A 23,051-nucleotide genomic window follows, 5' to 3' on the forward strand; every position below is an offset into this window, starting at 1 on the left:
ATGACAATGGCAGATTACGACCTCAACGACAGATCTCTCTGGGAAGAGACTGCGCACGACTACTCAAATTCGGAGAAGATAGGGCGAAAAAGCCTCACGTTCTATCAGGACGTCTGGAGAAGGTTCAAACAAAACAAGACGGCGATGGTCTCGCTTGCCTTTATAGCTGTGATGACGCTTGGCGCCGTCGTCGTCCCTTACTTCTGGCCCTACTCGTATTCGGACCAAAACCTCGCCTACTCAAACATCCCCTATAGGCTGGACCTTTACGAACTTCCGGGAACGGACAAAACATTTTACATAACGGGCGACTATAACGTTTTGCAGGTCTCAAGAAGCGGCGAGCTTGGCAAAATGGCGGAGGTCGCTTTGGACGACCCGATAAACAGAAAAAAGAATTTCCTGCTGGACGGCAAGACTATCGACGTCGACTACAGTAAATATTTCCAGGCGAAAAAGAAACTCTATTCCATAAGGAAGGCTGCCGCGCGCGGAGAGAAGGTAAATCTCGCGCAGGAGGAAAGCGCCCTTGAAAATATGCAGAGATACACCGTTACGGCGGACGGCAAAGAGATAGAGCCTACGCTTAACGTAAGAAATAAAAACTATATCCTTGGCAACGACGCGCTGGGGCGCGACCTCTTCATCCGCATCATCTACGGCGCGCGCATTTCTCTTGCGGTGGGCTTTGCAACCGCGCTCGTCTGCTTCATCATCGGGGTCATATTCGGCGGCGTATCCGGCTACTGCGGAGGCAAGGTCGACGACGCTATGATGCGGTTCGTGGACATAATAAACACGATACCGACTTTGCTGTTCGTCATACTTCTGCGCGTCCTTTTCGACAGCGGCGGTGTTACGACCATCATCCTCACGATAGGGCTGACCTACTGGGTCGGGATGGCGCGGCTTGTGCGCGGACAGGTGCTTTCGCTGAAAGAACAGGAGTTCGTGCTCGCTGCAAGGTCGCTTGGCGCGCCGACCAGCTACATCCTCTTCCGGCATCTTCTGCCAAATATAATGGGGCCTATCATGGTCACAATAACGATGATGATACCGAACGCGATTTTCACAGAGGCCTTTTTGAGCTTCGTCGGCCTTGGCGTATCCGCGCCGGTGGCCTCATGGGGGACGCTCTGCAACGACGCGCTTGAGGGGCTGTACACCTTCCCTCAGCAGCTCCTCTTCCCCGCCGCCGCCATCTCACTCACAATTTTGACCTTCAACCTGCTTGGGGACGGCATGCGCGACGCGCTTGACCCCAAACTAAGAAAGTAGGGCTGAAAAATGTCTGCTAAAGAAACTATTTTAAGTATGCGCGGCCTTTACACCTCGTTTTTTACCCATCTTGGAGAGGTAAAGGCGTTACGGGGCATCGACCTTCAGGTAAATAAGGGAGAGGTGCTTGGGATCGTGGGCGAATCCGGCAGCGGCAAAAGCGTTACGGCTCTTTCCGTGATGCGCCTTCTGCTACACCCCGGAAAGGTGACCGCCGGAGAGATTTTTTTCAAAGGCACCGACCTGCTCAAAAAAAATGAAAATGAGATGTCGCGGATACGCGGCAACGACATAGCGATGATCTTCCAGGACCCTATGACGTCGCTGAACCCCGTTTTGAAGATCGGCTTTCAGATTGAGGAGGTGCTCAGAAAGCATCAAAACCTCTCAAAGAAAGAGGCGGAGGAAAAGGCTGTGCAGATGCTTGAAAAGGTTGGCATACCCGACAGTGAACGCAGAGCTCGCTGCTATCCGCACGAGTTTTCCGGCGGAATGCGCCAGCGCGCGATGATAGCTATGGCTCTTTCGTGCGAACCGTCGCTGCTAATAGCGGACGAACCTACGACGGCGCTCGACGTGACCATACAGGCGCAGATAATACGCCTCATCCGTGAACTGGGCGCAAGCACAGGCGCCTCGACGATACTGATAACGCACGATTTAGGCGTCGTGGCCGACATCTGCGACAGGATAGCCGTCATGTACGCGGGGCTGATAATGGAAGAGGGCACGGCGGAGGACATTTTCTTCAATCCGTCACATCCGTACACGATGGGGCTGCTGAAATCCATTCCAAACGCCGCCGCGGGCGAAAGAGAACGCCTCATACCTATTCCCGGCACGCCGCCCGATCTGCTCAACCCGCCGCAGGGCTGCCCGTTCTCCCCAAGGTGTTCCTTTGCCATGAATATATGCAACAAACTTCAGCCTGGATACTACGCCCAAAACGACGGACACCGCGCGATGTGCTGGCTTCTTGACGACCGCGCCGCAAAAAACGAACGTTACTGCTCCATGAAGGGAGGCGTCGGCTCAAATGAAAGATAACGTTTTGATCGACGTAAAAAATCTAAAAAAATATTTCTATAAGGATACCGGCATCATCTCAAAAAAAATGCAGGAGATAAAAGCGGTGGACGACGTCAGCTTCTACATCAAAAAAGGTGAGACGCTGGGCCTCGTCGGTGAATCGGGATGCGGAAAGACCACCGCGGGCAGGACCATAATGCGGCTCTACGAACCCACCGGAGGCCAGATACTATACAACGAAACGGACATCGCAAAGCTCAGCCAGAAAGATTTTATGCCTTACAGAAAAAAAATACAGATGATATTCCAGGACCCCTACGCGTCGCTTGACCCGCGCATGACGGTGGCGGACATAATAGGCGAACCGCTTGACATCCACCACCTGGCCTCCGGCAAAGAACGGCAGGAGAGGATATTCGAGCTGCTCGACAAAGTAGGGCTTGGAAAGAACCACGCAAACAGATATCCGCACGAATTTTCGGGCGGCCAGCGCCAGAGAATAGGCATCGCAAGGGCGCTTTCCGTCATGCCTGAGTTTATCATCTGCGACGAGCCGATATCGGCGCTCGACGTCTCCGTGCAGGCGCAGGTGGTCAACATGCTGGAGGACCTCCAGCACGAGATAGGGCTGACCTATCTTTTCATCGCGCACGACCTTTCGATGGTGCGCCACATATCGGACAGAGTGGGCGTCATGTACCTGGGCAGCCTGATGGAGCTGACAACGTCGGATACGCTTTACAACAACCCTCAGCACCCATATACGCAGGCGCTTTTGTCCTCCATCCCGATACCGAACCCGCGCGCCGAGATAAAAAACATAATACTTGAAGGAGACGTGCCAAGCCCGCTCAACCCGCCATCAGGCTGTAAGTTCCGAACGCGCTGCCGGTACACAAAAAAAATATGCGCCGAAGAGACGCCGCGCCTGAAAGAGATAGGCGCAGAACATTTTGCGGCGTGCCATCTGTTTTAACAATTTCCAAACGATATAAAAAATCTGAAGGGAGATATGCCGTGCGGCAAAGATAGCGCTTGATAGGGATAAACTGGTACAGGCGGCGTTTCACGCAAAAGACGGATATGGCGAAATCAGCCTTGAAAGAGAGAGGAGAATTTACTATGTCAAATAAACCTGTTTTAAGATTTATGCTCTGCGCGGTACTTGCCATGGCGGCGCTCTTTGCCCCGGCAGCCGAATCATGGGCGGCTTCAGATTCAAAAGTCCTTGTCTTCAACCACGGCAAAGAACTCAAATCATGGGATCCGACGATAGATGATTCGGGCGGAAGCTTCGTCATCGGCAACATCTTTGAGGGACTGATGCGCGACACAAAAGAAGGCAAGCTTGTTCCCGGCCAGGCTGAAAAATACAAAGTCTCTGACGACGGCCTCACCTACACATTCTACCTTAAGCCAAACATCGTATGGTCGGACGGAAAACCCGTCACCGCCTACGATTTCGAATACGCGTGGCGTAGACTGGTCGACCCCAAGGCCGGCGCGGAATACTCGTACATGGGCACCTCGTACATAAAGAACGCGAAAGCCTTCTTTGAAGGCAAAGTGAAGGCCGACAAGCTCGGCGTCAAAGCCATAGACGCGAAGACCTTTGAAGTCAAACTTGAATCAAAGACGCCCTTCTTCCTCAACCTCACATCATTTTTCTGCTTCATGCCAGTGAGAAAGGATATCGTTGAAAAGTACGGCGACGGCTGGGAGAAAAACCCCAAGACCTGCGTCTCAAACGGCCCGTTCGTTCTTGAATCATACAAATTAGGCGACAACCTCACAATAGCCAAAAACAACAAATTCTATGACAAAAAGCTTGTCAAGATAGACAAAGTCAAGATGGTCTTCGTCAACGAGCAGACGACGGCGCTCAACGCCTTCAACGCGGGCGACATCCACGTCAATCCCGAGATCCCGCCCTCCGAGCTCTCAAAGCTCATAGCGGAAGAGCCGAACCTCGTCTTCACGCCGAGACTTCAGACAGCCTACATAATCTTCAACGTTGACAAGGCTCCGTTCAACGACCCGCGCGTCAGAAAAGCATTCTCACTCGCTCTGGACAGAAAAGCCATCTGCGCCTCCGCTCTTAAGGGCGGCGAAACTCCGGCGACAGGCATCGTGCCCCCCGTACTTTCCTTCTCCGACGGCAAGAGCTTCAGAAAACTCGACGCGTCAGGCAAGCCCGCGGCTGAATACGGAATAGATCCCAACGCGGCACGCGTCAAAGAGGCGCAGAAGCTTCTGGCCGACGCCGGCTATCCAAACGGCAAGGGATTCCCGAAGATAACCTACAGCTATGTAACAAAAGAATCGCTCAAAAAGATGTCCGAAGCAATCCAGGAGATGCTTAAAAACAACCTCAACATCAACGTCACGCTCGACAACATGGAGTGGCAGGTGCTCGTAGACAAGCGCAAGAGGGGCGACTTCCTCATCAGCGGAGGAAACTGGACCGGCGACTACTCAGACCCAATGACCTTCTTTGACGCCTTCGCAGCCGACAGCAGCTGGAACGAATGCCAGTGGAGAGGAACGAAGTCAAAGGTAGCTCCGCACGACAAGGTCCTCAACCCCAAGCAGAAGGCCTTTGGAGACGAGATAGCCAAAGCTCAGAGAACCATGGGCAAAACGCGCGATGAGCACCTTAAAAAGGCTGAAACCATCCTCATGGAGGAAATGCCGATAGCTCCGCTCTATTACGGCAACTTCTGCTACCTCGTCAATCAGGACAAGGTGACGAACGTATGGAGAAACAAAGTCGGCGAATGGAAGTTCTGGGACGCGACATTAAGTAAATAACCATCGTAAAATTCCATCACAAGCCGGTCCGCGCACTATTTTCTTGGGCGCGGACCGGCTTGTTCGCGCAATATATTACGGCGCAGAAAACATGGAAGAAAATAATCGATAGAATGGAATAAGGCGCGCCGCGTGCCGGCATGACGAAAACGCTTCGCGCGTCGTCTTCCGACGGCCCTCTTTTGCATGAAATAACACCTGAAAAATTTCCGAAAAATTTCGTGAAATATTAGAGTTGACAAAATAGCAAAATGCTGTAAAATAACTCCTCGTGGTAGTTGAGTGAGCTGTTAGCTCAGTTGGTAGAGCACCGGACTTTTAATCCGGGTGTCTCGGGTTCGAGTCCCGAACGGCTCACCACTTTTTGACGGTCCTATCGTCCAGAGGCCAAGGACACCGCCCTTTCAAGGCGGCGACACGGGTCCGAATCCCGTTAGGACCGCCATTTTTGCAAATATACGCAGTCATCTTAAAGGTGACTGCGTTTTTTGTCTACGATGCTTTTAATTTTTTTCGGAGGCGCGGCGATGGATATCAAAATATGGACAAAAACATTGACGGAGAAATTACTGGCGGCCTTTGGCGACAGGGTAGTTTTTATCGGCCTTCAGGGCAGCCGGGGCCGCGGCGAAGCTCGTCCCTCAAGCGACATCGACATGGTGGTCGTTTTAAACGAGATGACCTTTGAAGACTTAAGCGCCTACGGCGCGCTGCTTGAGTCGATGCCGGAAAAAGAGCTTGCCTGCGGCTTCGTATCAGGAAAAAAAGAGCTGCTGGGATGGCTCCCCTCCGAACTTTTCACGCTCTATCACGACACCGTCCCCATCTACGGAACGCTTGATTTTATTAAGGGATATTTCACAAAAAACGACGCGGCCGCGGCCGTCGCGACATCTGCCTGCGCCATATATCACGGATGCTGTCACAATTTTCTCTATGAAAAAAGCGGCGAGCTGCTTTCTGCTTTATACAAATCGGCCTTTTTCACGCTCAGAGCAGAGCTCTATTGCAAAACAGGAAGATACGTCAAAAGATCTGACGAGCTTGAAGGCCTTCTGTACGGCGCAGGCCGCGACGTGCTTTCCTTTTTACATAAAAACTTTGAACGAAAATATCTTGCGGCCCGAGGTTTTTAAAGAGGGCTCCGAACTGCTTCTGAAATGGAGCGCGGAGCTTATCAAAGAGCGGGCCTAAGGCCGCGCGCCGCCTGCTATCCGCGCCGCACCCATCCGAGAAAACCTTTCGCCGACTGCCTTAGAAAGAACAGTTCGCGTTCCCTCACCATCTGCGGCAGGCGGTCCAGCTTTTTCAGCATCGGGTCACGGACTGTGAGCCTTTTTACAGCCTCATCCGCGTCGGCCTCAGCAGGCAGCTCCTGCGTCACTTCAAGCCAGAGTTCGAGCTGTTTTTTCGCTTCAAGCATCACGGCCATCGGGTTTTTGATGTATCCAGAATGCGGGAAGCAGGCCAGCTCTATATCCTCAAGCGCCAGCAGTTTGTCAAGCGATGATATCTCCGTGTCGTAATAAAATTTGTGCGGCGTTGCGGGGCGCATGAAGAAGTCTCCGTCGTCAAGGGGAAAGAGGCAGCCCGCCGCCTCTCCGGGAAAGAGTATGCGGCGTCCGTGCGTTTCGTAGATATATGAGCTGTGATGCGGCGCGTGCCCCGGTGTGTCTATCGTTTCAAGGCCCTTTATCTGCGAACCGTCTTCAAGTATATTTTCCAGCGGCACCGGCCGCGGCAGCCCGTATGCGTCGCAGAGGCCGCCTAAGCTCGCCCTGCTTCCCGATATCAGCTTTTTAGGGTCTACAAGATGCGGACGCCCGCGCAGAGGCGCAAGGACTTTAGTCTCTGGAAAATGTTCTATGAAATGACCCGCGCCGCCCGCGTGGTCAAGATGGATGTGCGTATATATGAGATAGTCTATCTTTGCGAGGCCAAGCGACGCAAGCTGCAAAAGCAGCTCAGGCGACGCCGAGGCCGGCCCTGTCTCCACCAGTATGTTTTGTCCGCGCTCCTCGTCCTCGATGAACCAGCCGTCCAGAAAAGATTCAAACCCGCCGCGCGGTATCGGGAGGCTTATCCTGTAAAGGCCGGGAAATAATTCTGTCGCCGCCATTTTTCACTCTCCGCTCTATTCTTCGCTTTCTCCAATAGCCGCGAGCACGCTGTCTATAAGGCGCTGGAACTCTGGGGTGCTGCGAGGCCTCGGATACGGCATACGCACACGCACCTCATAGGCTACGGCGCCGTCTTTTAATACGATGACGTGCGTGCCGAGGCGCAGCGCCTCCCCCACGTCATGAGTCACCATTATGAAGCTCTTTTTTTCTTCCCTGTATATGCGTATCAGCTCGCGCTGCATCGTCCTTCGCGTGAAGTAGTCGAGGGCGCTCAGCGGTTCATCAAGAAGTATCATCTCCGGGTCTTTTATGAGCGCGCGTCCAAGCGCTACGCGCTGCGCCATGCCGCCCGAAAGCTGCGACGGCAGCGCCTCTTCGTAGCCTTTGAGCCCTACAAGGGCTATCATTTTTCGCGCCTTTTCCGCCTCAGACGCGCCCCTCTCCCGCGGAGGATAGGCGAACAATATGTTGTCGACGGCGGAGAGCCACGGCATGAGCCTCGGCTCCTGAAATACCATCCCGGCAGGCAGAGGCGCCTCTTTGCCGCAGACGGCCCCTCCGCACGTTATACGCCCCTCCGTCGGCTCTTCAAGGCCCGCCAGTATCCTGAGCAAAGTCGTCTTTCCTGAGCCGCTCCTGCCAACTATAGTGACAAATTCATTCTCGCCTATTTCAAGGTTGATATTAGAAAGCGCGTTTACCGCGCGGCCTTCTATCTCAAATCTCTTCGATACTCCGCTCAATATCAGTTCTTTCATTTTTCAGCCGCCCTTTTGAAGGCAAATTTTGAGGCGAGCGCGAAAATGCAGTCAAGAGCCGCTCCAAGCGCGCCAATGACGAATATCCCCATCAGCACGACGTCCGAACGTGAGAGCTGCTCCGCGTCAAGTATCATGTAGCCCAGGCCGGAAGAGGCGGCGACAAGCTCAGCCGCGACGAGCGAACGCCAGCTGTAGCCAAGCCCGAGGCGCAGGCCGGTGAAGATGGAAGGCAGGGCGGAGGGAAGTATGACGCGGCGGCACGTCTCCCATTTCGTATAGCCGAATACGCGCGCCACCTCTTTCAATTTCGGGTCGCAGTCCTTTATGCCCTGAAGCGTATTTAAAAATACGGGAAAGAAGGTGGCGAGGATTATAAGTATTATCTTCGGCGTCTCGCCTATGCCGAACCACAGTATGAGCATGGGGATGACGGCCATCGGCGGGATGTGCCGCAGAAATTCAAGCGTAGGCTCAAGCTGCCTGCCGATAAACGGAAAGGCGCTTGTAAAAAAAGCAAGCGCGAGCGCAAGGACCGCGGAGAGCCCAAAGCCTACGGCGATACGGCTTACGCTGGCCCAGAGGTTGTGCGGCAGAGTGCCGTCCGCCATAGCGTCATTGAATGCGCGCAACACGTCGTAAGGCGCCGGCAGCAAAAAGCTGTTCCACCATCCGCGCGCCGCGCCGTACCACCAGAGCGCGAGCACAAGCAGAGGAAATATGAGGCCGCCTTCTATCAATTTTTTTAACGCAGAATTTTTCATCCGGCAAAATCCACCTTCGTCTTTCGCAGTTATTGTACCTTGTATAAATGAGAATGGCACTATAATATGTATTGGTTTTGCGAAAAGTTTTGAAAGCGGGGTGTGGTAATTTTGGCAAAAGTGACATGGAAGCCCGGCACGATGCTCTATCCTCTGCCGGTCGCTCTTGTATCATGCGGGACTGCGGAAAAATCCAACATAATCACGGTCGCGTGGACCGGCATCGTCAATTCTGAGCCGCCTATGACCTATATATCCGTCAGGCCGGAACGTTATTCCTATGGGCTGATCAAGTCCACGGGAGAGTTCGTCATAAATCTCACTACGGACAGGCTCGTCTGGAACGCTGATTTCTGCGGCGTGAAATCCGGCCGCGACGTAGCTAAATTCTCGCTGCCGGGGCTTACGCCGGGCGCCGCCTCAAAGGTGAGCGCGCCGTTGATAGAGGAAAGCCCCGTCAATCTGGAATGCGTCGTTGAAAAGAGCCTGCTGCTTGGCAGCCACGAGATGTTCCTTGCGAAGATAGTGGCGGTCGACGTAGACGAAAAACTTCTCGACGCAAAGGGCGTGCTGCATCTTGAAAAGGCGAATCTTACAGCGCTTGTGCACGGGAAATATTTTACGCTCGGACGTCAAGTCGGCACCTTCGGCTGTTCCGTGAAAAGAAAGGGAAAGTGATAACCAAATGTTAAGATGTGCTATCTGTCAAAAGCCTCTGCGCGAATGCTGCGACCTCTTTCACGAGGCGGAGGACGAGGATGGAAACAGCGTAGTGATATGCTACGAATGCGCCGACAAGCATCAGATACCGTTTGAAAACGAGTCGGGCGACGAAAGCAATAAATAATACGATGCGGGGCGCTTTTGCATGAGGCGCCCCGCCGTTTTATCTCCCTCACAGGCCGCGCCCGCGCCGCACACAGCCCTAAAATGATTTACCCACTTATATGATTTCAATTATGTTCATTTTTAAAAAAACAAAAGTGAGCAATATTAATTATCTATGGAAATAGCCCGGCTATTTGTGATAAAATTTTCACATTGGGGAAGATTGTCCGAACGCAGGTTCGGGCCGTCTTAAAAAATTTTATACAGTGGAGGGATTTTGTGTGAAAGTGATGCAGGTAAACGCTGAAAAATGCGTTAAGTGCGGAGCGTGTATGGAAGCGTGCTCCAAAGCATATTTCAAGGAAGATTCAAAAGAGCTTTCCAGAGTGAAGGTAGAGGACATGGCCGGCTTTGCGAACATCAACATCTGCTCACAGTGCGGCGCGTGCATAGAAGTATGCCCGACGCAGGCGCTTGTGCGCGACGCAAACGGAGTTGTCCAGGTCCGCAAGGAAAAGTGCACCTCCTGCCTTATGTGCGTTGGTTTCTGCCCGTTTGCGTGCATGTTCTTTGACGGCGACAAACAGACGGAACCTTTCAAGTGCATCGCCTGCGGCATCTGCGCCCGCAAATGCCCGACCGGCGCGCTTGAACTGATAAACGTACCCGCTAAGGCGTAGGAAGGAGAGAGAACTATGGCACAGGAACCAATGAAACTTCTTTACGAATGGTCGTTCGACCCGGCGAAAATACACCACGGATATTCCAAAGAGACGCTCTATCTCGGCCTCGGCAACAAGGACGGCAACTATAAATTTGAGCAGCGTCCCGTCTCAGAGGACATGATAGAAAAGTTCACCGGCGGACGCGGCTTCGGCCTCAAACTGCTATGGGACGCCGTCAATGAAAATACGAAATGGGACGACCCCGATAACGAAATCGTTATAGCGGGCGGCCCCTTCTGCGGCATCACGCAGTACCCCGGCGCGGGCAAATGCTATTCAGTATTTCTCTCCCCCGCCACCAAACAGACATACAACAGCAACGCGGGCGGATACTTCGCGCCGTTTTTGAAATTCGCGGGCTTTGACGCGCTTGAGCTTCAGGGCAAGGCCGACCGTCCCGTCGTCATTTTCATCGACGGAGACAACAACAAGGTGCAGGTCTTTGAGTCCAACCTGGAGGACATCAACGCCTACGCCGTCTCCGAAGATCTCCACGAATATTTCGCGAAGGACGACGAGGACAAACGCACCATTTCCGTCGTCTCCAGCGGAGAGGGCGCCCGTACAAGCTACTGGGCCGGCATGAACTTCAGCTTCTACGACGTGCGCCGCAAGGCCGTGCGCCTGAAGCAGGCTGGACGCGGCGGCGGCGGTACGGTGCTTTGCGACAAGGGCGTCGTAGCGCTCGTCGTAAAACGCACGCACTTCACGGGCCTTGAGAACGACCCAGTGGACATCAAGACGATACAGAAGGCTGGCGCCAGCCTGCACAAGCGTATCCACGACCTCGACGACAAGCAGTGCAAGATGCGCTCCGCCGGCACCGCGCACCTTACGGAGATCATGGACGCCTATTCGCTGCTTCCCGTCAACAATTACAAGTACGGACGCCATAAGGATATCGACAGCATCAGCTCAGAATCCTACATAAAGCTCTTCACGCAGGGGATGGCCGACGGCTGCTGGTACGGCTGCTCGCTCGCCTGCGCCAAGGCTGTGGATCACTTCCCGCTCCAGACCGGGCCGTGGAAGGGCAAAGAAGTCATCGTTGACGGCCCCGAATACGAAACGGCGGCCGGCCTTGGCTCAAACCTCGGCATCTTCGACCCGCTCTGGACCATCGAAGCAAACTTCTACGCCGACCATTACGGCCTTGACACCATCTCTCTCGGCACAGGCATGGCCTTCTACTGCGAATGCTACGAGCTTGGCCTAATCAACAAAGAAAACACCCACGGCCTTGAACTCAACTTCGGCAACAAGAAGGACATCATGGAGCTGCTGCACCGCATAGCGCACGGAAGCGACGAGTTTGCGATAGCCTGCGGACACGGCATCGAAGAGGCCCGCGAATATTTTGCGAAGCACTACGGCGCCGACCTTGAGACGATGAAGAAGATAGGCATGGTCTGCCAGGGACTTGAAGCCTCCGAATACCGCTGCCAGGAATCCATCGCTCAGTGGGGCGGCTACTTCCTTACGCTGAAAGGCCCGCAGCACGACGAAGCGTGGCTCATCTTCATGGACATGGTAAACAAGCAGCTCCCCACATACGAAGACAAGGCAGAAGCGCTCTTCTTCTTCCCGAACTTCCGTCTGTGGTTCTCGCTCCAGGGGCTCTGCAAGCTTCCGTGGAACGACATCGAACCCGCGGACAACGGCATGAAGTTCAAGGGCATCGAAGCGGCGAGGGTCCCCGAACACCTCCAGAACTACCTTGACATCTTCGAGGCCATCACAGGCAAACACCTGACACGCGAAGGCCTCATAGATCAATCTGAGAAGGTCTACAACTTCGAGCGCATCTTCAACCTCCGCATGGGCAAAGGCACATCTGAGTACCACCACGCGCCGGACCGCGGCTTGGGCCCGGTGTGGGAAGACGAATGGAACGTGCGCGCCGATTACTTTGACGGAAAGCTCAAAGAATTTGATGTGGACATAGAAGGCATGTCTGTGAAGGAAAAGATAGCCGAACTCCAGAAGCGTCGCCGCGGACAGTGGCAGCAGCTTAAGATGGCCGTCTACAAGCGCCGCGGCTGGAACAAGAACGGCATCCCCACGCTTGAGACGGTAAAGCGCCTCGGCATAGACTATCCTGACGTCGTGGAGCTTCTCAACAAGCACTTGAAGCCCGAGGACGAATTCGAAGCATAAAGGAGCGCGGCCTATGATAACCGTCAACGGAGACAGCTCGCCGTGGAAAGAGGGCCTCACCGTGCAGCGGCTTTTGGACGATCATAATTTCAAGTTCAAAATGCTCGCCGTATGGATAAACGACAACGTTGTGGAAAAGGAACGCTACGGCGAAACGCCGGTCCCTGACGGAGCAAATGTGCAGGTCATACACAACATAAGCGGCGGCTAAACGCTAAAACAAGAAATCGTGGAAAGGATGATCCTTTCCACGATTCTTATTTTTACGTCCAAAATAAGCGAAATGTTTCATTTATCGTACAGCATAAACTTTACCTCGTGAATTTTGTCTTTAATTGGATTAATGAATAAAGATTTTTGGCTTCATCATTAACCTTTTTACCTTTATATCAAGCTGTGATATTTTAAACTCATCTTAGTGGCGGTTGAAAAATCGACCTGAGAGAAGAGCGTTTCTGACGCTTAAAAAAACAAGGGGAAGGTCGTGTTTTTTATGAATGAAAACAAAGTCAGCTGGGTGAATGTGATCAAGTTTGCGGGTGCATTTATCGCGTTCCTGATCGGCGCCGGCTTCGCCACGGGTCAGGAGGTTTTCCAGTACTTCGCAGCTTATGGATATCAGGGATTCCTCGTCGGACTTTTCGTGCTCATCTGCTTCATCTACGTCGGCGGAGACTTCATGGTTTCCGGCTACAACAAACATTTCGCCAACACAAACGACATCTACCGTCATTACTGCGGTAAGTATATCGGAGGCTTTTACGACTACTTCTCCATCGCCTTCATCTACATGTCCTACATCGTTATGCTTGGCGGAGCGGGCGCAACCTTCAACCAGTACTACCACATGTCGCCCGCGGTAGGCGCCATCCTGATGATGGTCCTTTCCGTAGCCACCGTCCTTTTCGGACTTGGCAAAATAGTTGACATCATCGGCTCGATAGGCCCCCTGATCGTCGTGATCGCAATAGGCGTAGGCCTTGCCGCCATCATGACGAACCCCGGAGGCGTCTCTGAGGGAGCAAGACTCGTAACGTCGGGCGAACTCCAGATAACGCGCGTCGGCAGCAACTGGTTCATGGCGGGCGTCTCCTATGTCGGCTTCTGCATGCTCTGGCTCGCGGCGTTCCTCGCGGCGATGGGCACAAAGGCCAACAGCAAAAAAGAGGCCGTGCTCGGCACAACGCTCGGCGCTATCGGATTTGTCCTTGGAGCCATCATCCTCATGATGGGACTTCTCACAGGCGTCAAAGACCTATACGCGTCGGACATCCCCTCGCTCATCATCGCTGAAAAAATCTGGCCGCCCCTTGCAGGCATATTCTCCGTCATAATCCTTGCCGGAATCTACACGACCGCCGTTCCTCTTCTCTGGTCGGTCTCCGCAAGGTTTGCACAGGAGAAGACGACTAAATTCTACGGCCTTACAGCCGGACTTGCCGCGGTCGCCTGCTTCGTAGCGCTGAAGCTCCCCTTCCGCCAGATCGTCAACATCATCTACGGAATCAACGGATATGTCGGCATCCTGCTCATCTTCTTCATGCTTGCCACAACGTTCGGCCTCACCAAGAAGCTGGGAAACAAGTAACAACAAACTAAACACACAAACAAAAATAACGCTCGGGCCGCTTGGGTCCGAGCGTTATTTTTATGCCGCGCGCCGCAGCGATCCGCAGCGCGTGCCAAATGTTTTATCGTTTCAGATATTTCTGGAACGCGGCTGAATGCCGTAAATAAATCATAAGCGGCACGCCGAGCCCGTAACAGACGACGGCCTGACTGCCCGCGATGTATATCATAGTCCATACGACGCTGATATTGGAAAGCAGCGCAATGTAGGCCCCTACGACTATGCCGTTTATCACAACGGGCGGAACGGCGGCGAGCCAAAGGTTCGGCATCTTGGAGGAGAGCCACGCCGCGAAAAGCGTCGCAGCACTTCCAAGGACGATGTCTATTATTCCAAAACCTCCGATCATGTTTGAGATGAGGCACCCGACGAAGAGCCCGGGGATGGCCTCTGGCATAAAATAGGGCAGAAGCGTCAGCGCCTCCGCCGCGCGAAACTGCATCGGCCCGAATGAGATCGGGGCGAGCATAAACGTCAGCCCCGAATAGAGGGCGGCCGTAAGAGCGGATAATGCGATTTTGTGCGGTGTAAAATATTTTTTCTCGTTCATGTGTTACATTATACATTATAAAACCGCCCTCTCGGGGCTATAATAGAGACAATGAATTTGAACGGAGGAACGCAAAGTGAAAATAACAATACTTGGCGCTGGTAGTTTTGGCACGGCGATGGCGGTGCACCTCGCCTCTTTAGGAAATGAAATTTTAATGTGGACGATAGATGGGCCGCAGGCGGAAGCCATAAACGACAGCGGCAGAAATAATTTCTGCTTCACCGATACCGAGCTTCCAAAGACGGTGAAGGCCACCACCGATCTGAAAGAGGCGCTCGCCTTTTCCGACAGATACATCATGGCCATTCCTACGCAGTTCATTCGCGAAGTGTGCAGGAAGGCGGCCTCTGCGGCGCCCGCAGGCGCGCACATACTGAACCTCTCCAAGGGCATTGAGATAGCGACCGGCAGCCTTCTTCACAAGATATACGAAGAGGAATGCCCGCAGCTTGTCTACTCCGCGCTTTCCGGGCCAAGCCACGCGGAAGAGGTGCTGATAGAGTGCCCCACGACAGTCGCTCTTGCCTCAAAGGACGAAGAAGAGGCAAAGTCATGGCAGGCTATTTTAAACGGCGGCAATTTCAGGGTCTACACCGGCACCGACGTTGTAGGGCTTGAGGTGGGGGGCGCTACGAAAAACATCTACGCCGTGGCAGCCGGCATCTCAAAGGCGCTGGACCTCGGAGACAACGCGCTTGCTGCTCTCGCCGCGCGCGGACTTGCCGAGATGATGCGCTTTGGCGCGACGATGGGCGCCTCTCCTCTTACGCTCTCCGGCCTTGCGGGAGTCGGCGACCTTATGGTTACCTGCTACAGCCTGCACTCGCGCAACTTCCGTCTTGGCCTTGCCGTGGGAAGCGGCATGAGCTTCGACGAGGCGGTGCAGTCCCTGGGTCAGGTGGCCGAAGGCGCCTATACCGTGCGCGCGGTCATCGAAAACAGCAAAAAGTTCGGCGTTGAAATGCCCCTTGCCGAGGCCGTCTACAGAGTTCTCTACAAAGGCGAAAAACCGAAGGAGCTTCTAAAAGAGCTCTTCGCAAGGCCCGTGAAAACGGAGATGCGCTTTTAATATTTAATATCTGAACGAATAAAAGCCGGCGCGCCGAAAGTTTCGGCGCGCCGGCTTTTTTATTTGACGTATTTGTTTACCTCTGTAAGGAATTTCCCTATGCTCTCGTGCGCTACTACGTTTGCTATACCGTCTAGCGGCGTCTCTTCGTTGTTTATTATGACGAGGCTTGCGCCGTGCATTTTCGCCTGCCTTGGGAAATAGTTGGCGGGCGATACGACTAGCGACGAGCCTAGCACGATGAAGGTCCTGCACTTGTCGCTCAGTTCGTCCGCCGCGTCAAGCGCGCGCTGCGGCAGCATCTCGCCAAAGAGGACGACGCTGGGACGCAGACGTCCGCCGCAATGGGCGCAGGGCTTTCCGGCAAGAAACTCAGCGTCGTCCGCCGTCCTTCCGCAGGAATGGCAGTGTACAGGCTCCATGCTTCCGTGAAGCTCCCAGACGTTTACCGAGCCGGCTTTTTGATGAAGCCTGTCAATGTTTTGAGTTATTACGCCCTCGACATATCCCTCTTTTTCCCACTGCGCTATTATCTCGTGCCCGCAGTTTGGGCGCACCTCCTCCGGTACGTAGAGGCGGGCCTTGTAGAAGCCCAGGAACTCGTCGTAATGGTTTTCAAGCACGCCGACGGAGGCAAGGCGGGCGGGGTCCGCGTGCGCCCATATCCCGTCTTTGGAACGAAAATCCTGAAGCCCGGACTCGGTGCTCAGCCCAGCTCCGCTGAATATGACGACGCCGCCCTCTTTTACAAGCGCGGCGACTTTTTTTGCGCTCTCTTCAAAGTCCATGATCATTCCTCCTTGCAGTCAGCCTTTTTCGCGCCGGTGCTCGGCTGCTCGTCCGGCATCTCCTGAAACCGCGGGACCTTTTTGCCGTTCACAGTCACCTCTTCAAAAAACATTTTTTTAGGCCGCACCCAGAGGCCGCTGTCGTTGTAAAGCGGCCGATAGACCACATATTCGCTTTCATCCTCGGAATGGCGGGCAAGCCCGATGAACTCGTATTCTCCGCCTTTATAGTGTCTGTATTTTTTCATCTTCGGCTACCAGCTTTCTCACCGCGGCCATGGAAAGCCCCGTCTCTATCGCTATTTTTTTTATATCCTCGTACTCCGGCATCTCTTTAACCGTTTCCCCGGCAAGCATCCCGCATTTGACGCGCACGCCGCCAAAGCGCGTAGCTACCGTCCGCTCGCGCCGCGTGAGCACCGCGCGTTCTACAACGCGCGCGCGCACTCCCAGCGTCGTCGTGTGCCGCAGCACAAGCTCTGCGAACTTTTGTTTTTCCGAGGGCGCGGAAAGCAGCGAAAGCTTTACGGCGGGCCTGTTTTTTTTCATCTGTATCGCTTCAAACCAGACGTCAAGAGCGCCTGCCGCAAGCAGTATCTCCATTGCCGCCCCGAGATCCTCCCCCGTCATATCGTCGATATTGGCGCTCATTTCGACGGCCTCGCTCATGACAAGCGACTCATTGCCCTCTTCTTCCGCAGTTTGTTCCTGAATTTTTTCCAGCTCCCGCACAACGCCGCCTCCGTCTGTTTTTTTCTTTATTTTATATCAAGTTTAGCGCAATTCATATAAATGCCCTCTAATAAGATGATATTTTCCCTATTGTGTTATAGAATACACAGGTAAACATACATTATATCCAAGGAGAGAATTTATAATGAAAAAAATCCCCGTATTATTGGCAGCATTTGCGCTGGCGCTTTTTTCGCTTTCACCGGCCTATTGCGCCGCTATAACGCTCAAAGCTGAATCTTTGACCTTCAACAGAGCCGACGAAGACCTAATCGGCGTCTCCACAATGACTCCAGACGGCAAGTCCGACGCGGTATTCACGCTTACGGTAAGCGGCGCTCAGGCCATATTGGAAATCTCTTTGAAAAATGACACAACAGGTACGGTCTGGAGCACCTCGACCCCAAAGAACCTGCTTATAGTTAAAAATTCGCGCGGCGAACTGCTCAACAAGAACGGGCGCATGGCGGTCACTCCCGTCATACTTGCCGCGGAATTTACGCTTATTATCAACGACGCGGCGGGAGCCCTCCCCAAGGATTCAAATTTCACGGCGACCGTGACGCTGATAGACAAGTCGACGACGAGCGCCGCCGTGCAGGTCAAGGCAGCGGCCCCGGCTAAAAAAGAGCCTGTCGTGACTGAGCCCGCAAAAAAAGGCGCAGAACTTTCCCTCTTTGAAACGCGCGGACGTTCGGATAAAGATTTCGCCGGAGAAAAAAAGACTATTGGCGCAAACGGCAGAAACGACCATCGTTTTGACGCCGCCTTCAAACTTGCCGACGGCGTGCTTGTGAAGGGCATCAAGATAATCGCGGCAAACGGCGCAAAAAAGGCGGAGTGGGACACGGTCACGAGCAGCAAAGCGCCGCTTGTCGCCGTGATAGACGAGTCGCAGAACATCCTCAACAAGGCAGACGGCAGCCTCTCCTTCGGTGGTGCAAAGAACTGCATGCTCTTTGTAGACGACCAGCAGGGCCTTCTGGACAAACCGGGAACTTCCACAAAGATACTAGTCACGCTCTCCGACGGCAGAATGCTTGAGCTTGCGGCAACCAGCGGCAAAAAGATACTGGCCGGAGATTCTATGGAGGTCGAATACAAAGGCGCAAGCAAATACGATTTCGTCGGCCAGAGCAAGAAGCTGGAATCGAACATGACGCCTGACAGTTTCCTGCGCGTCACAGTAAACGCCGCTGGCACAATAACGGGCGTGCGCGTCACAAACACGAAGAACGGCCAGATGTGGGACACCATTCCTTCCAACAAGAACTATCTCGCCGCCGTGCTTTCATCAAAGGGCGAAAAACTGAACAGGGCGGACGGCTCTGTTGAGATAAAAATAAACGGCACAGAGGAACTTCAGATAGCCTTTGACGAGGATAAAGACCCTAATACCGGCCCCTACAAGATAGCCATGACCTTCGCAAACGGACAGATAATGGAAGGCACGTCGGCAAAGGCCGCCGCAGGCACCAGCGAAAGCGCCGTCACCAAAGCTGACCGCGCCGTAACATTCGTTTCAAAGAAACCCGCGGTCGTCGCGGTGGACCTCGTAGGCAAAAACAAGAAAAAGGGCGCAAGCGGCGCAAAGGACATGGCGCTTACAATAAAGACATCAGGCAAGGGCGTCATAAAAGCGCTGGTGCTGGCCGACGCGGCGGGCAAAGGCTGGGATACGCTTGCCTCAAACAACGGCAGATGGCTCTTGGGCGTGCGTGAGGGCTCGAAATTCTTCAACGCGGCAAACGGTTCGATAAAGATAACTGTAAACGGCTCAAAGACGTTACAGCTTCTGATGCAGGACAACGGCAAGCTCAACGCGAAGTCAGGAAAGCTTCTGCTGACTGCGACATGGGGCGACGGCCAGGTCACTGAAACAGAACTGAAGTGGTAGCGCGGCCGTTACGGTCAAAAAAATAATAAAAAGATAAAATATCCCCGCCGGAAGAAATCTCGCTCCGGCGGGGATATTTATATTATATTTTATATGAGTTATATGAGGCGGATATTACGCGGCGCTATTGCGCAAGCCCCGCTTCAAAGGCTTTGATGTTGAGGTCGCGGAGTTTCTCCGGGACGAATTCTGTTATTATTTCTTTCCAGTCTATCGCTTCAAGCCCCATCGCCTTTACCAGCGCGCCGAAGAGCACGATGTTCTGCGCCTTGATGTTGCCAAGTTCGCTTGCTATCTCTCCCGCGTTGAATGCCTTTGTGTTTGGCACAGCCTCTTTGAGTTTTTCTATTACGCAGTCAGGGTAGACCGCGGCTCCCGTAAGGACCGGCAGCGAGTATATCTCAAAGTTGTTCACCACGAGCGTCCCGCCCTTTTTAAGGTATTGCAGCCAGCGCGCGGCCTCGACCTTTTCAAAGGCGACCAGCACGTCGGCCTCTCCCTCCGGCACTACCGGAGAGGCCACCTTTGAGCCGAAACGAACGTGCGTCGTGACGCTGCCGCCGCGCTGGCTCATGCCGTGTATCTCTGACATCTTTACGTCGTAGCCTCTGCGGGCCAGTCCCTCTGTGAGGATCTTTGAGGCGAGGATGGTCCCCTGCCCGCCGACGCCCACAAGAAGAATGCTTTTTGTATCATTGTTTGCCATGGTTAGTCGTCCTCCCTTGAAATGGCCTTTTTCGGGCATATCTGCATACAGATGGTGCAGCCGTTGCAGGAGGCGCGGTCGATGTAGACGCGCCCGTCGCGGAAGTTTACCGCGGGGCAGCCCGCCTTCAGGCACAGCTTGCATTTGACGCATTTATCTTCGTCGACGCGGCACTTCATCTTCGCGCGTTTTTTAATGACCTCTTTGATGAGCGCGCAGGGCGACGTTGTGATTATCACAAAGGGTTCTGACGCGTCGTGACCTGCCTTTATCGCCTCTTTTGTCGCGGCCAGGTCGTACGGGTCGATTAGGCGGATGTTTTCTTCTTTTACGCCGCAGGCGACGCAGAGAGCTTTAAGGTCCACCTGATGCGTCGGTTCGCCCATGAGTGTGCGTCCCGTGCCGGGGTTTTCCTGATGTCCCGTCATTGCCGTGATCCTGTTGTCAAGGATGTTTACAACGATAGGCGCCTTGTTTACGATGGCGTCTATCAGGCCCGTGATGCCGGAATGGAAGAAGGTCGAGTCGCCAATGACGGCAAAGACCTTTTCGCTGCGTCCGGCGCGTTCCACCGCCTTGTTGAAGCCGACGCCCGCGGAAACGCTGGCTCCCATGCAGATGACGGAGTCCGTCACAGAAAGCGGGGGCACCATTCCAAGCGTGTAGCAGCCGATGTCGCCCGTAACTACGACGTCTTTATATTTGCCGACCTCATAGAAAAAGCCGCGGTGCGTGCAGCCGGCGCAAAGAACCGGAGGACGCGGAGGCACAGTGACGTCGACGGTGTATCCGCCCTGCTCCGCAGAGCCGGGGAAGAAGGCACGGCGTATCGTTTCCGGCGTGAGTTCATCGACCCACGGCAGTTTCTCACGGCCGACGCATTTTATGCCAAGCGATTTTACGAAGTCTTCGATGTATGGTTCGTTTTCTTCGATTATATAAAGCGTTTCAAAGGAGGCTGCGAAATCGCGGATCTTCTTTTCGGGAAGCGGCCAGGTGAAGCCGAGCTTCAAATAGGAGGCCGAGTCTTCAAAGACCTCGCGCGCGTGGTTGTAGGAGATGCCGCTTGTGATTATCCCGATTTTGCCGCCGCCTTCAACTCTGTTGAGCGGCGTATTTTCAGAAAAATCCTTCATCGCGGCTATTCTTTCTTCCATGAGGTATTTACGTTTCTTTGCGGAAGCGGGCGCCATCACATACTTGGCGGAGTTCTTCGCGTAGGGGCTCACTTCGCGCTCCACACGCTCTGACGTTTCAACGAGCGTTTTGCTGTGGCAGATGCGCGTCGTGACGCGGAAAAGCAGCGGCGTGTCAAATTTTTCAGAGATGTCGAAGGCCTCTTTTATATAATCGAGCGCCTCCTGGCTGTCTGACGGTTCTACCATCGGCAGTTTGGCGTGCATCGCATAGTAACGGTTGTCCTGCTCGTTCTGCGAGCTGAAAAGTCCCGGGTCGTCCGCCGTCACCACCACAAGGCCGCCATTGACGCCCGTGTAGGCGAGCGTAAAGAGCGGGTCAGCCGCGACGTTAAGACCTACGTGCTTCATAGCGGCAAGCGCGCGCGCTCCCGCAATCGAGGCTCCAGCCGCCGCCTCAAGAGCAACTTTTTCATTTGTCGCCCACTCTGAATAGAGGTCCTTATATTCTGAGAGGTTTTCAAGGATTTCTGTTGAGGGCGTTCCCGGGTAGGCCGACGCGAAATGAAGTCCTGCCTCCCACGCTCCGCGGGCGATGGCTTCATTGCCTGTCATTATTTTCTTCATTGATTTTCCCCCTTATAAAAAAACCGGCCTCGCGATTTGCGAAAGCCGGTGATAAACGTAAGAGATGCTTTTGCTAATCCTTTTTGTGCGCCGTCGGCTCTTCTTCCGTATCCTGAAGCAGCCATGCCGCGCCGTCAAACTTCACAAGCCCGCTTATGATATACATGAGGGCGACGGCCAGAAAGGCCTTTTCTCTGAGTATTATAAAGCAGAGTGCGAAAAAGGTCATCAGTCCGTAGAGCTTGAATCTGTTGACGTTGGATTTTTTAAGTTTTTTGGCATTGCAGTAGGGCACAGAACTTACCATCAAAGCGCCTACGAAGAACATCGCGGATATCGCGACAAGAGGCGTGATGGGGATGCCTGCTATTACTATTGCGGCAAGCGTCAGGCCGCCGGCCGGTATCGGAAGACCCTGAAACGGCCCAGCGGGAACGTGCGTCACGTTGAAGCGCGCAAGGCGGAGCACTCCGCAGAGCGCAAAGAACGAGGCCGCAAGCGGGCCCCATATACCGCTGTCCACCCCGATATAGGCGGTGTAGATAAGAAAGGCGGGAGCCACTCCGAAGCTGATGGCGTCGGCCAGGCTGTCAAGCTCTTCGCCAAAGGCGCTGCTGCCGCCCAGGCTGCGCGCCACGCGGCCGTCCATCACGTCGAAGAATACTGCAAAACAAATAAGAAGCGCCGCCGGCACCAATCTGTAGTTGGCCGCGAGTATCAATGACGAAACGCCGCAAAAGACGCTTCCGCTGGTTATCATATTGGGGATTATTGTCTTGATTGGTATATTTTTAACGCGTCTGTCAACTTTTCTCATTCTTACACACTCCTATAACAGTCTGCCCGGCAAGAACAACGTCTCCTATTTTTACATTCGGCGCTATTGAATCCGGCAAATAAAGATCGACCTTTGAACCCATCTTTATCATACCATATCTTTGGCCTCTCTGCACTATCTCTCCAAGACGCACGCGGCAGACGATTCTGCGCGCAAGTATACCAGCTATTTGGACCAAGAGGAAACGCCCGTATTCAGATTCAGCTCCTACGTACAAACGCTCATTTATTTCAGAGGCTTTGGGCGCGAATGCGAACCATTTTTTTCCGGGCACATATTTTATGTACTCCACCTTCGCCGTCACAGGGAACCTGTTGACGTGCACGTTGAAGGCGTTCATGAAGATGCCGATCTTTACGGCGCGCCCGATGTACTCGTGCTCGGCCTCTTCTATCTCAACTATTTTGCCATCCGCGGGGCTTAAAAAATCTCCCGGTTCAAGCTCCCTTTCAGGCAGACGTTCCGGGTCGCGGAAGAACCAGACGACGATGCCAAGCGGGATAGCCATGACCGCGGTGATCCAAGGCGAGATGAGCCACCCAGCCGCCGTCATAAAGAGAGTGCCGGTTATAAGCGGATATCCGTCGCGCGCCAGTTTCATC

Annotated in this window: 24 protein-coding genes and 2 tRNA genes; 15 read left to right on the forward strand and 11 right to left on the reverse strand. The window is 53.8% G+C overall.

Annotation, left to right across the window (positions count from 1 at the left end):
* Window positions 1-6: 6 nt before the first annotated feature.
* From RRY12_04460 to RRY12_04490, 7 genes are all read left to right on the forward strand, one after another.
* Window positions 7-1,278, forward strand: a complete 1,272-nt coding sequence (locus tag RRY12_04460; GenBank protein MEG2183909.1) for an ABC transporter permease — start codon at window positions 7-9, stop codon at window positions 1,276-1,278.
* A gap of 9 nt (window positions 1,279-1,287) precedes the next feature.
* Entirely contained in the window at window positions 1,288-2,325 is a 1,038-nt protein-coding gene (locus RRY12_04465; GenBank protein ID MEG2183910.1) for an ABC transporter ATP-binding protein, read from the forward strand.
* The gene (locus tag RRY12_04470; GenBank protein MEG2183911.1) at window positions 2,315-3,283 is read left to right on the forward strand and encodes an ATP-binding cassette domain-containing protein; all 969 of its coding nucleotides are present in this window, start codon (window positions 2,315-2,317) and stop codon (window positions 3,281-3,283) included. Before RRY12_04465 ends, RRY12_04470 begins: the two co-directional genes overlap by 11 nt.
* A gap of 146 nt (window positions 3,284-3,429) precedes the next feature.
* Window positions 3,430-5,118, forward strand: a complete 1,689-nt coding sequence (locus RRY12_04475; protein ID MEG2183912.1) for a peptide ABC transporter substrate-binding protein — start codon at window positions 3,430-3,432, stop codon at window positions 5,116-5,118.
* 284 nt (window positions 5,119-5,402) lie between these two features.
* Window positions 5,403-5,478 (forward strand) — tRNA-Lys (locus RRY12_04480).
* A gap of 9 nt (window positions 5,479-5,487) precedes the next feature.
* A tRNA-Glu gene (locus tag RRY12_04485) sits at window positions 5,488-5,563 on the forward strand.
* Window positions 5,564-5,645: 82 nt separating this feature from the next.
* On the forward strand, window positions 5,646-6,254 hold the full coding sequence (locus RRY12_04490) for a nucleotidyltransferase domain-containing protein (protein ID MEG2183913.1): 609 nt from the start codon (window positions 5,646-5,648) through the stop codon (window positions 6,252-6,254).
* A 74-nt stretch (window positions 6,255-6,328) separates the two neighbouring features.
* On the opposite strand, the gene RRY12_04495 is transcribed toward RRY12_04490, so the two are convergent.
* Genes RRY12_04495 through RRY12_04505 form a run of 3 tightly spaced genes read right to left on the reverse strand, consistent with a single transcriptional unit; the run spans window position 6,329 to window position 8,763 of the window.
* On the reverse strand, window positions 6,329-7,237 hold the full coding sequence (locus RRY12_04495; GenBank protein MEG2183914.1) for an MBL fold metallo-hydrolase: 909 nt from the start codon (window positions 7,235-7,237) through the stop codon (window positions 6,329-6,331).
* 15 nt (window positions 7,238-7,252) lie between these two features.
* On the reverse strand, window positions 7,253-7,999 hold the full coding sequence (locus tag RRY12_04500) for an ABC transporter ATP-binding protein (protein MEG2183915.1): 747 nt from the start codon (window positions 7,997-7,999) through the stop codon (window positions 7,253-7,255).
* A complete protein-coding gene (locus RRY12_04505; protein ID MEG2183916.1) occupies window positions 7,996-8,763 on the reverse strand; it encodes an ABC transporter permease in 768 nt (255 codons plus the stop codon). Before RRY12_04505 ends, RRY12_04500 begins: the two co-directional genes overlap by 4 nt.
* A gap of 120 nt (window positions 8,764-8,883) precedes the next feature.
* Here RRY12_04505 and RRY12_04510 point away from each other — a divergent pair, with 120 nt between their 5' ends.
* From RRY12_04510 to RRY12_04535, 6 genes are all read left to right on the forward strand, one after another.
* Complete coding sequence (locus RRY12_04510; GenBank protein MEG2183917.1) at window positions 8,884-9,441, forward strand: flavin reductase family protein; 558 nt, start codon at window positions 8,884-8,886, stop codon at window positions 9,439-9,441.
* A 7-nt stretch (window positions 9,442-9,448) separates the two neighbouring features.
* Complete coding sequence (locus RRY12_04515) at window positions 9,449-9,610, forward strand: hypothetical protein (protein MEG2183918.1); 162 nt, start codon at window positions 9,449-9,451, stop codon at window positions 9,608-9,610.
* A 271-nt stretch (window positions 9,611-9,881) separates the two neighbouring features.
* Complete coding sequence (locus tag RRY12_04520) at window positions 9,882-10,271, forward strand: 4Fe-4S binding protein (protein ID MEG2183919.1); 390 nt, start codon at window positions 9,882-9,884, stop codon at window positions 10,269-10,271.
* Window positions 10,272-10,286: 15 nt separating this feature from the next.
* On the forward strand, window positions 10,287-12,473 hold the full coding sequence (locus tag RRY12_04525) for an aldehyde ferredoxin oxidoreductase C-terminal domain-containing protein (protein ID MEG2183920.1): 2,187 nt from the start codon (window positions 10,287-10,289) through the stop codon (window positions 12,471-12,473).
* 13 nt (window positions 12,474-12,486) lie between these two features.
* A complete protein-coding gene (thiS, locus tag RRY12_04530; protein ID MEG2183921.1) occupies window positions 12,487-12,684 on the forward strand; it encodes a sulfur carrier protein ThiS in 198 nt (65 codons plus the stop codon).
* Window positions 12,685-12,966: 282 nt separating this feature from the next.
* Entirely contained in the window at window positions 12,967-14,061 is a 1,095-nt protein-coding gene (locus tag RRY12_04535; GenBank protein ID MEG2183922.1) for a hypothetical protein, read from the forward strand.
* A gap of 103 nt (window positions 14,062-14,164) precedes the next feature.
* Here the strand turns inward: RRY12_04535 and RRY12_04540 are convergent, their stop codons facing one another.
* Window positions 14,165-14,653, reverse strand: a complete 489-nt coding sequence (locus RRY12_04540; GenBank protein ID MEG2183923.1) for a QueT transporter family protein — start codon at window positions 14,651-14,653, stop codon at window positions 14,165-14,167.
* Between the two features lie 76 nt (window positions 14,654-14,729).
* Between RRY12_04540 and RRY12_04545 the strand changes: the two genes are divergently transcribed.
* The gene (locus RRY12_04545) at window positions 14,730-15,725 is read left to right on the forward strand and encodes an NAD(P)H-dependent glycerol-3-phosphate dehydrogenase (protein MEG2183924.1); all 996 of its coding nucleotides are present in this window, start codon (window positions 14,730-14,732) and stop codon (window positions 15,723-15,725) included.
* A 59-nt stretch (window positions 15,726-15,784) separates the two neighbouring features.
* Here the strand turns inward: RRY12_04545 and RRY12_04550 are convergent, their stop codons facing one another.
* The 3 genes from RRY12_04550 to larC are packed head-to-tail and all read right to left on the reverse strand — an operon-like array spanning window position 15,785 to window position 17,245.
* Window positions 15,785-16,513: an NAD-dependent deacylase gene (locus RRY12_04550; protein MEG2183925.1), complete on the reverse strand. Its 729-nt coding sequence runs from the start codon at window positions 16,511-16,513 to the stop codon at window positions 15,785-15,787.
* Window positions 16,514-16,515: 2 nt separating this feature from the next.
* Window positions 16,516-16,761, reverse strand: a complete 246-nt coding sequence (locus RRY12_04555; GenBank protein MEG2183926.1) for a DUF1653 domain-containing protein — start codon at window positions 16,759-16,761, stop codon at window positions 16,516-16,518.
* A complete protein-coding gene (larC, locus tag RRY12_04560; GenBank protein MEG2183927.1) occupies window positions 16,739-17,245 on the reverse strand; it encodes a nickel insertion protein in 507 nt (168 codons plus the stop codon). Before larC ends, RRY12_04555 begins: the two co-directional genes overlap by 23 nt.
* Window positions 17,246-17,390: 145 nt before the next feature.
* On the opposite strand from larC, the gene RRY12_04565 reads away from it, so the two are divergent.
* Complete coding sequence (locus RRY12_04565; GenBank protein MEG2183928.1) at window positions 17,391-19,142, forward strand: hypothetical protein; 1,752 nt, start codon at window positions 17,391-17,393, stop codon at window positions 19,140-19,142.
* A gap of 124 nt (window positions 19,143-19,266) precedes the next feature.
* Here RRY12_04565 and RRY12_04570 read toward each other — a convergent pair whose 3' ends face one another.
* The 4 genes from RRY12_04570 to RRY12_04585 form a co-directional block, all read right to left on the reverse strand.
* Window positions 19,267-19,848: an indolepyruvate oxidoreductase subunit beta gene (locus tag RRY12_04570; GenBank protein MEG2183929.1), complete on the reverse strand. Its 582-nt coding sequence runs from the start codon at window positions 19,846-19,848 to the stop codon at window positions 19,267-19,269.
* Between the two features lie 2 nt (window positions 19,849-19,850).
* Window positions 19,851-21,611 (reverse strand): indolepyruvate ferredoxin oxidoreductase subunit alpha, encoded by a 1,761-nt coding sequence (iorA, locus tag RRY12_04575; GenBank protein MEG2183930.1) that lies wholly within the window; start codon window positions 21,609-21,611, stop codon window positions 19,851-19,853.
* A 73-nt stretch (window positions 21,612-21,684) separates the two neighbouring features.
* Window positions 21,685-22,428, reverse strand: coding sequence for a CDP-diacylglycerol--serine O-phosphatidyltransferase (gene pssA, locus RRY12_04580; GenBank protein MEG2183931.1), 744 nt, complete (start codon window positions 22,426-22,428; stop codon window positions 21,685-21,687).
* Entirely contained in the window at window positions 22,415-23,050 is a 636-nt protein-coding gene (locus tag RRY12_04585; protein ID MEG2183932.1) for a phosphatidylserine decarboxylase, read from the reverse strand. The genes pssA and RRY12_04585 overlap by 14 nt, the downstream gene beginning before the upstream one ends.
* Window position 23,051: the final 1 nt, after the last annotated feature.

The sequence above is a fragment of the Cloacibacillus sp. genome, assembly GCA_036655895.1.
GTDB lineage: Bacteria > Synergistota > Synergistia > Synergistales > Synergistaceae > JAVVPF01.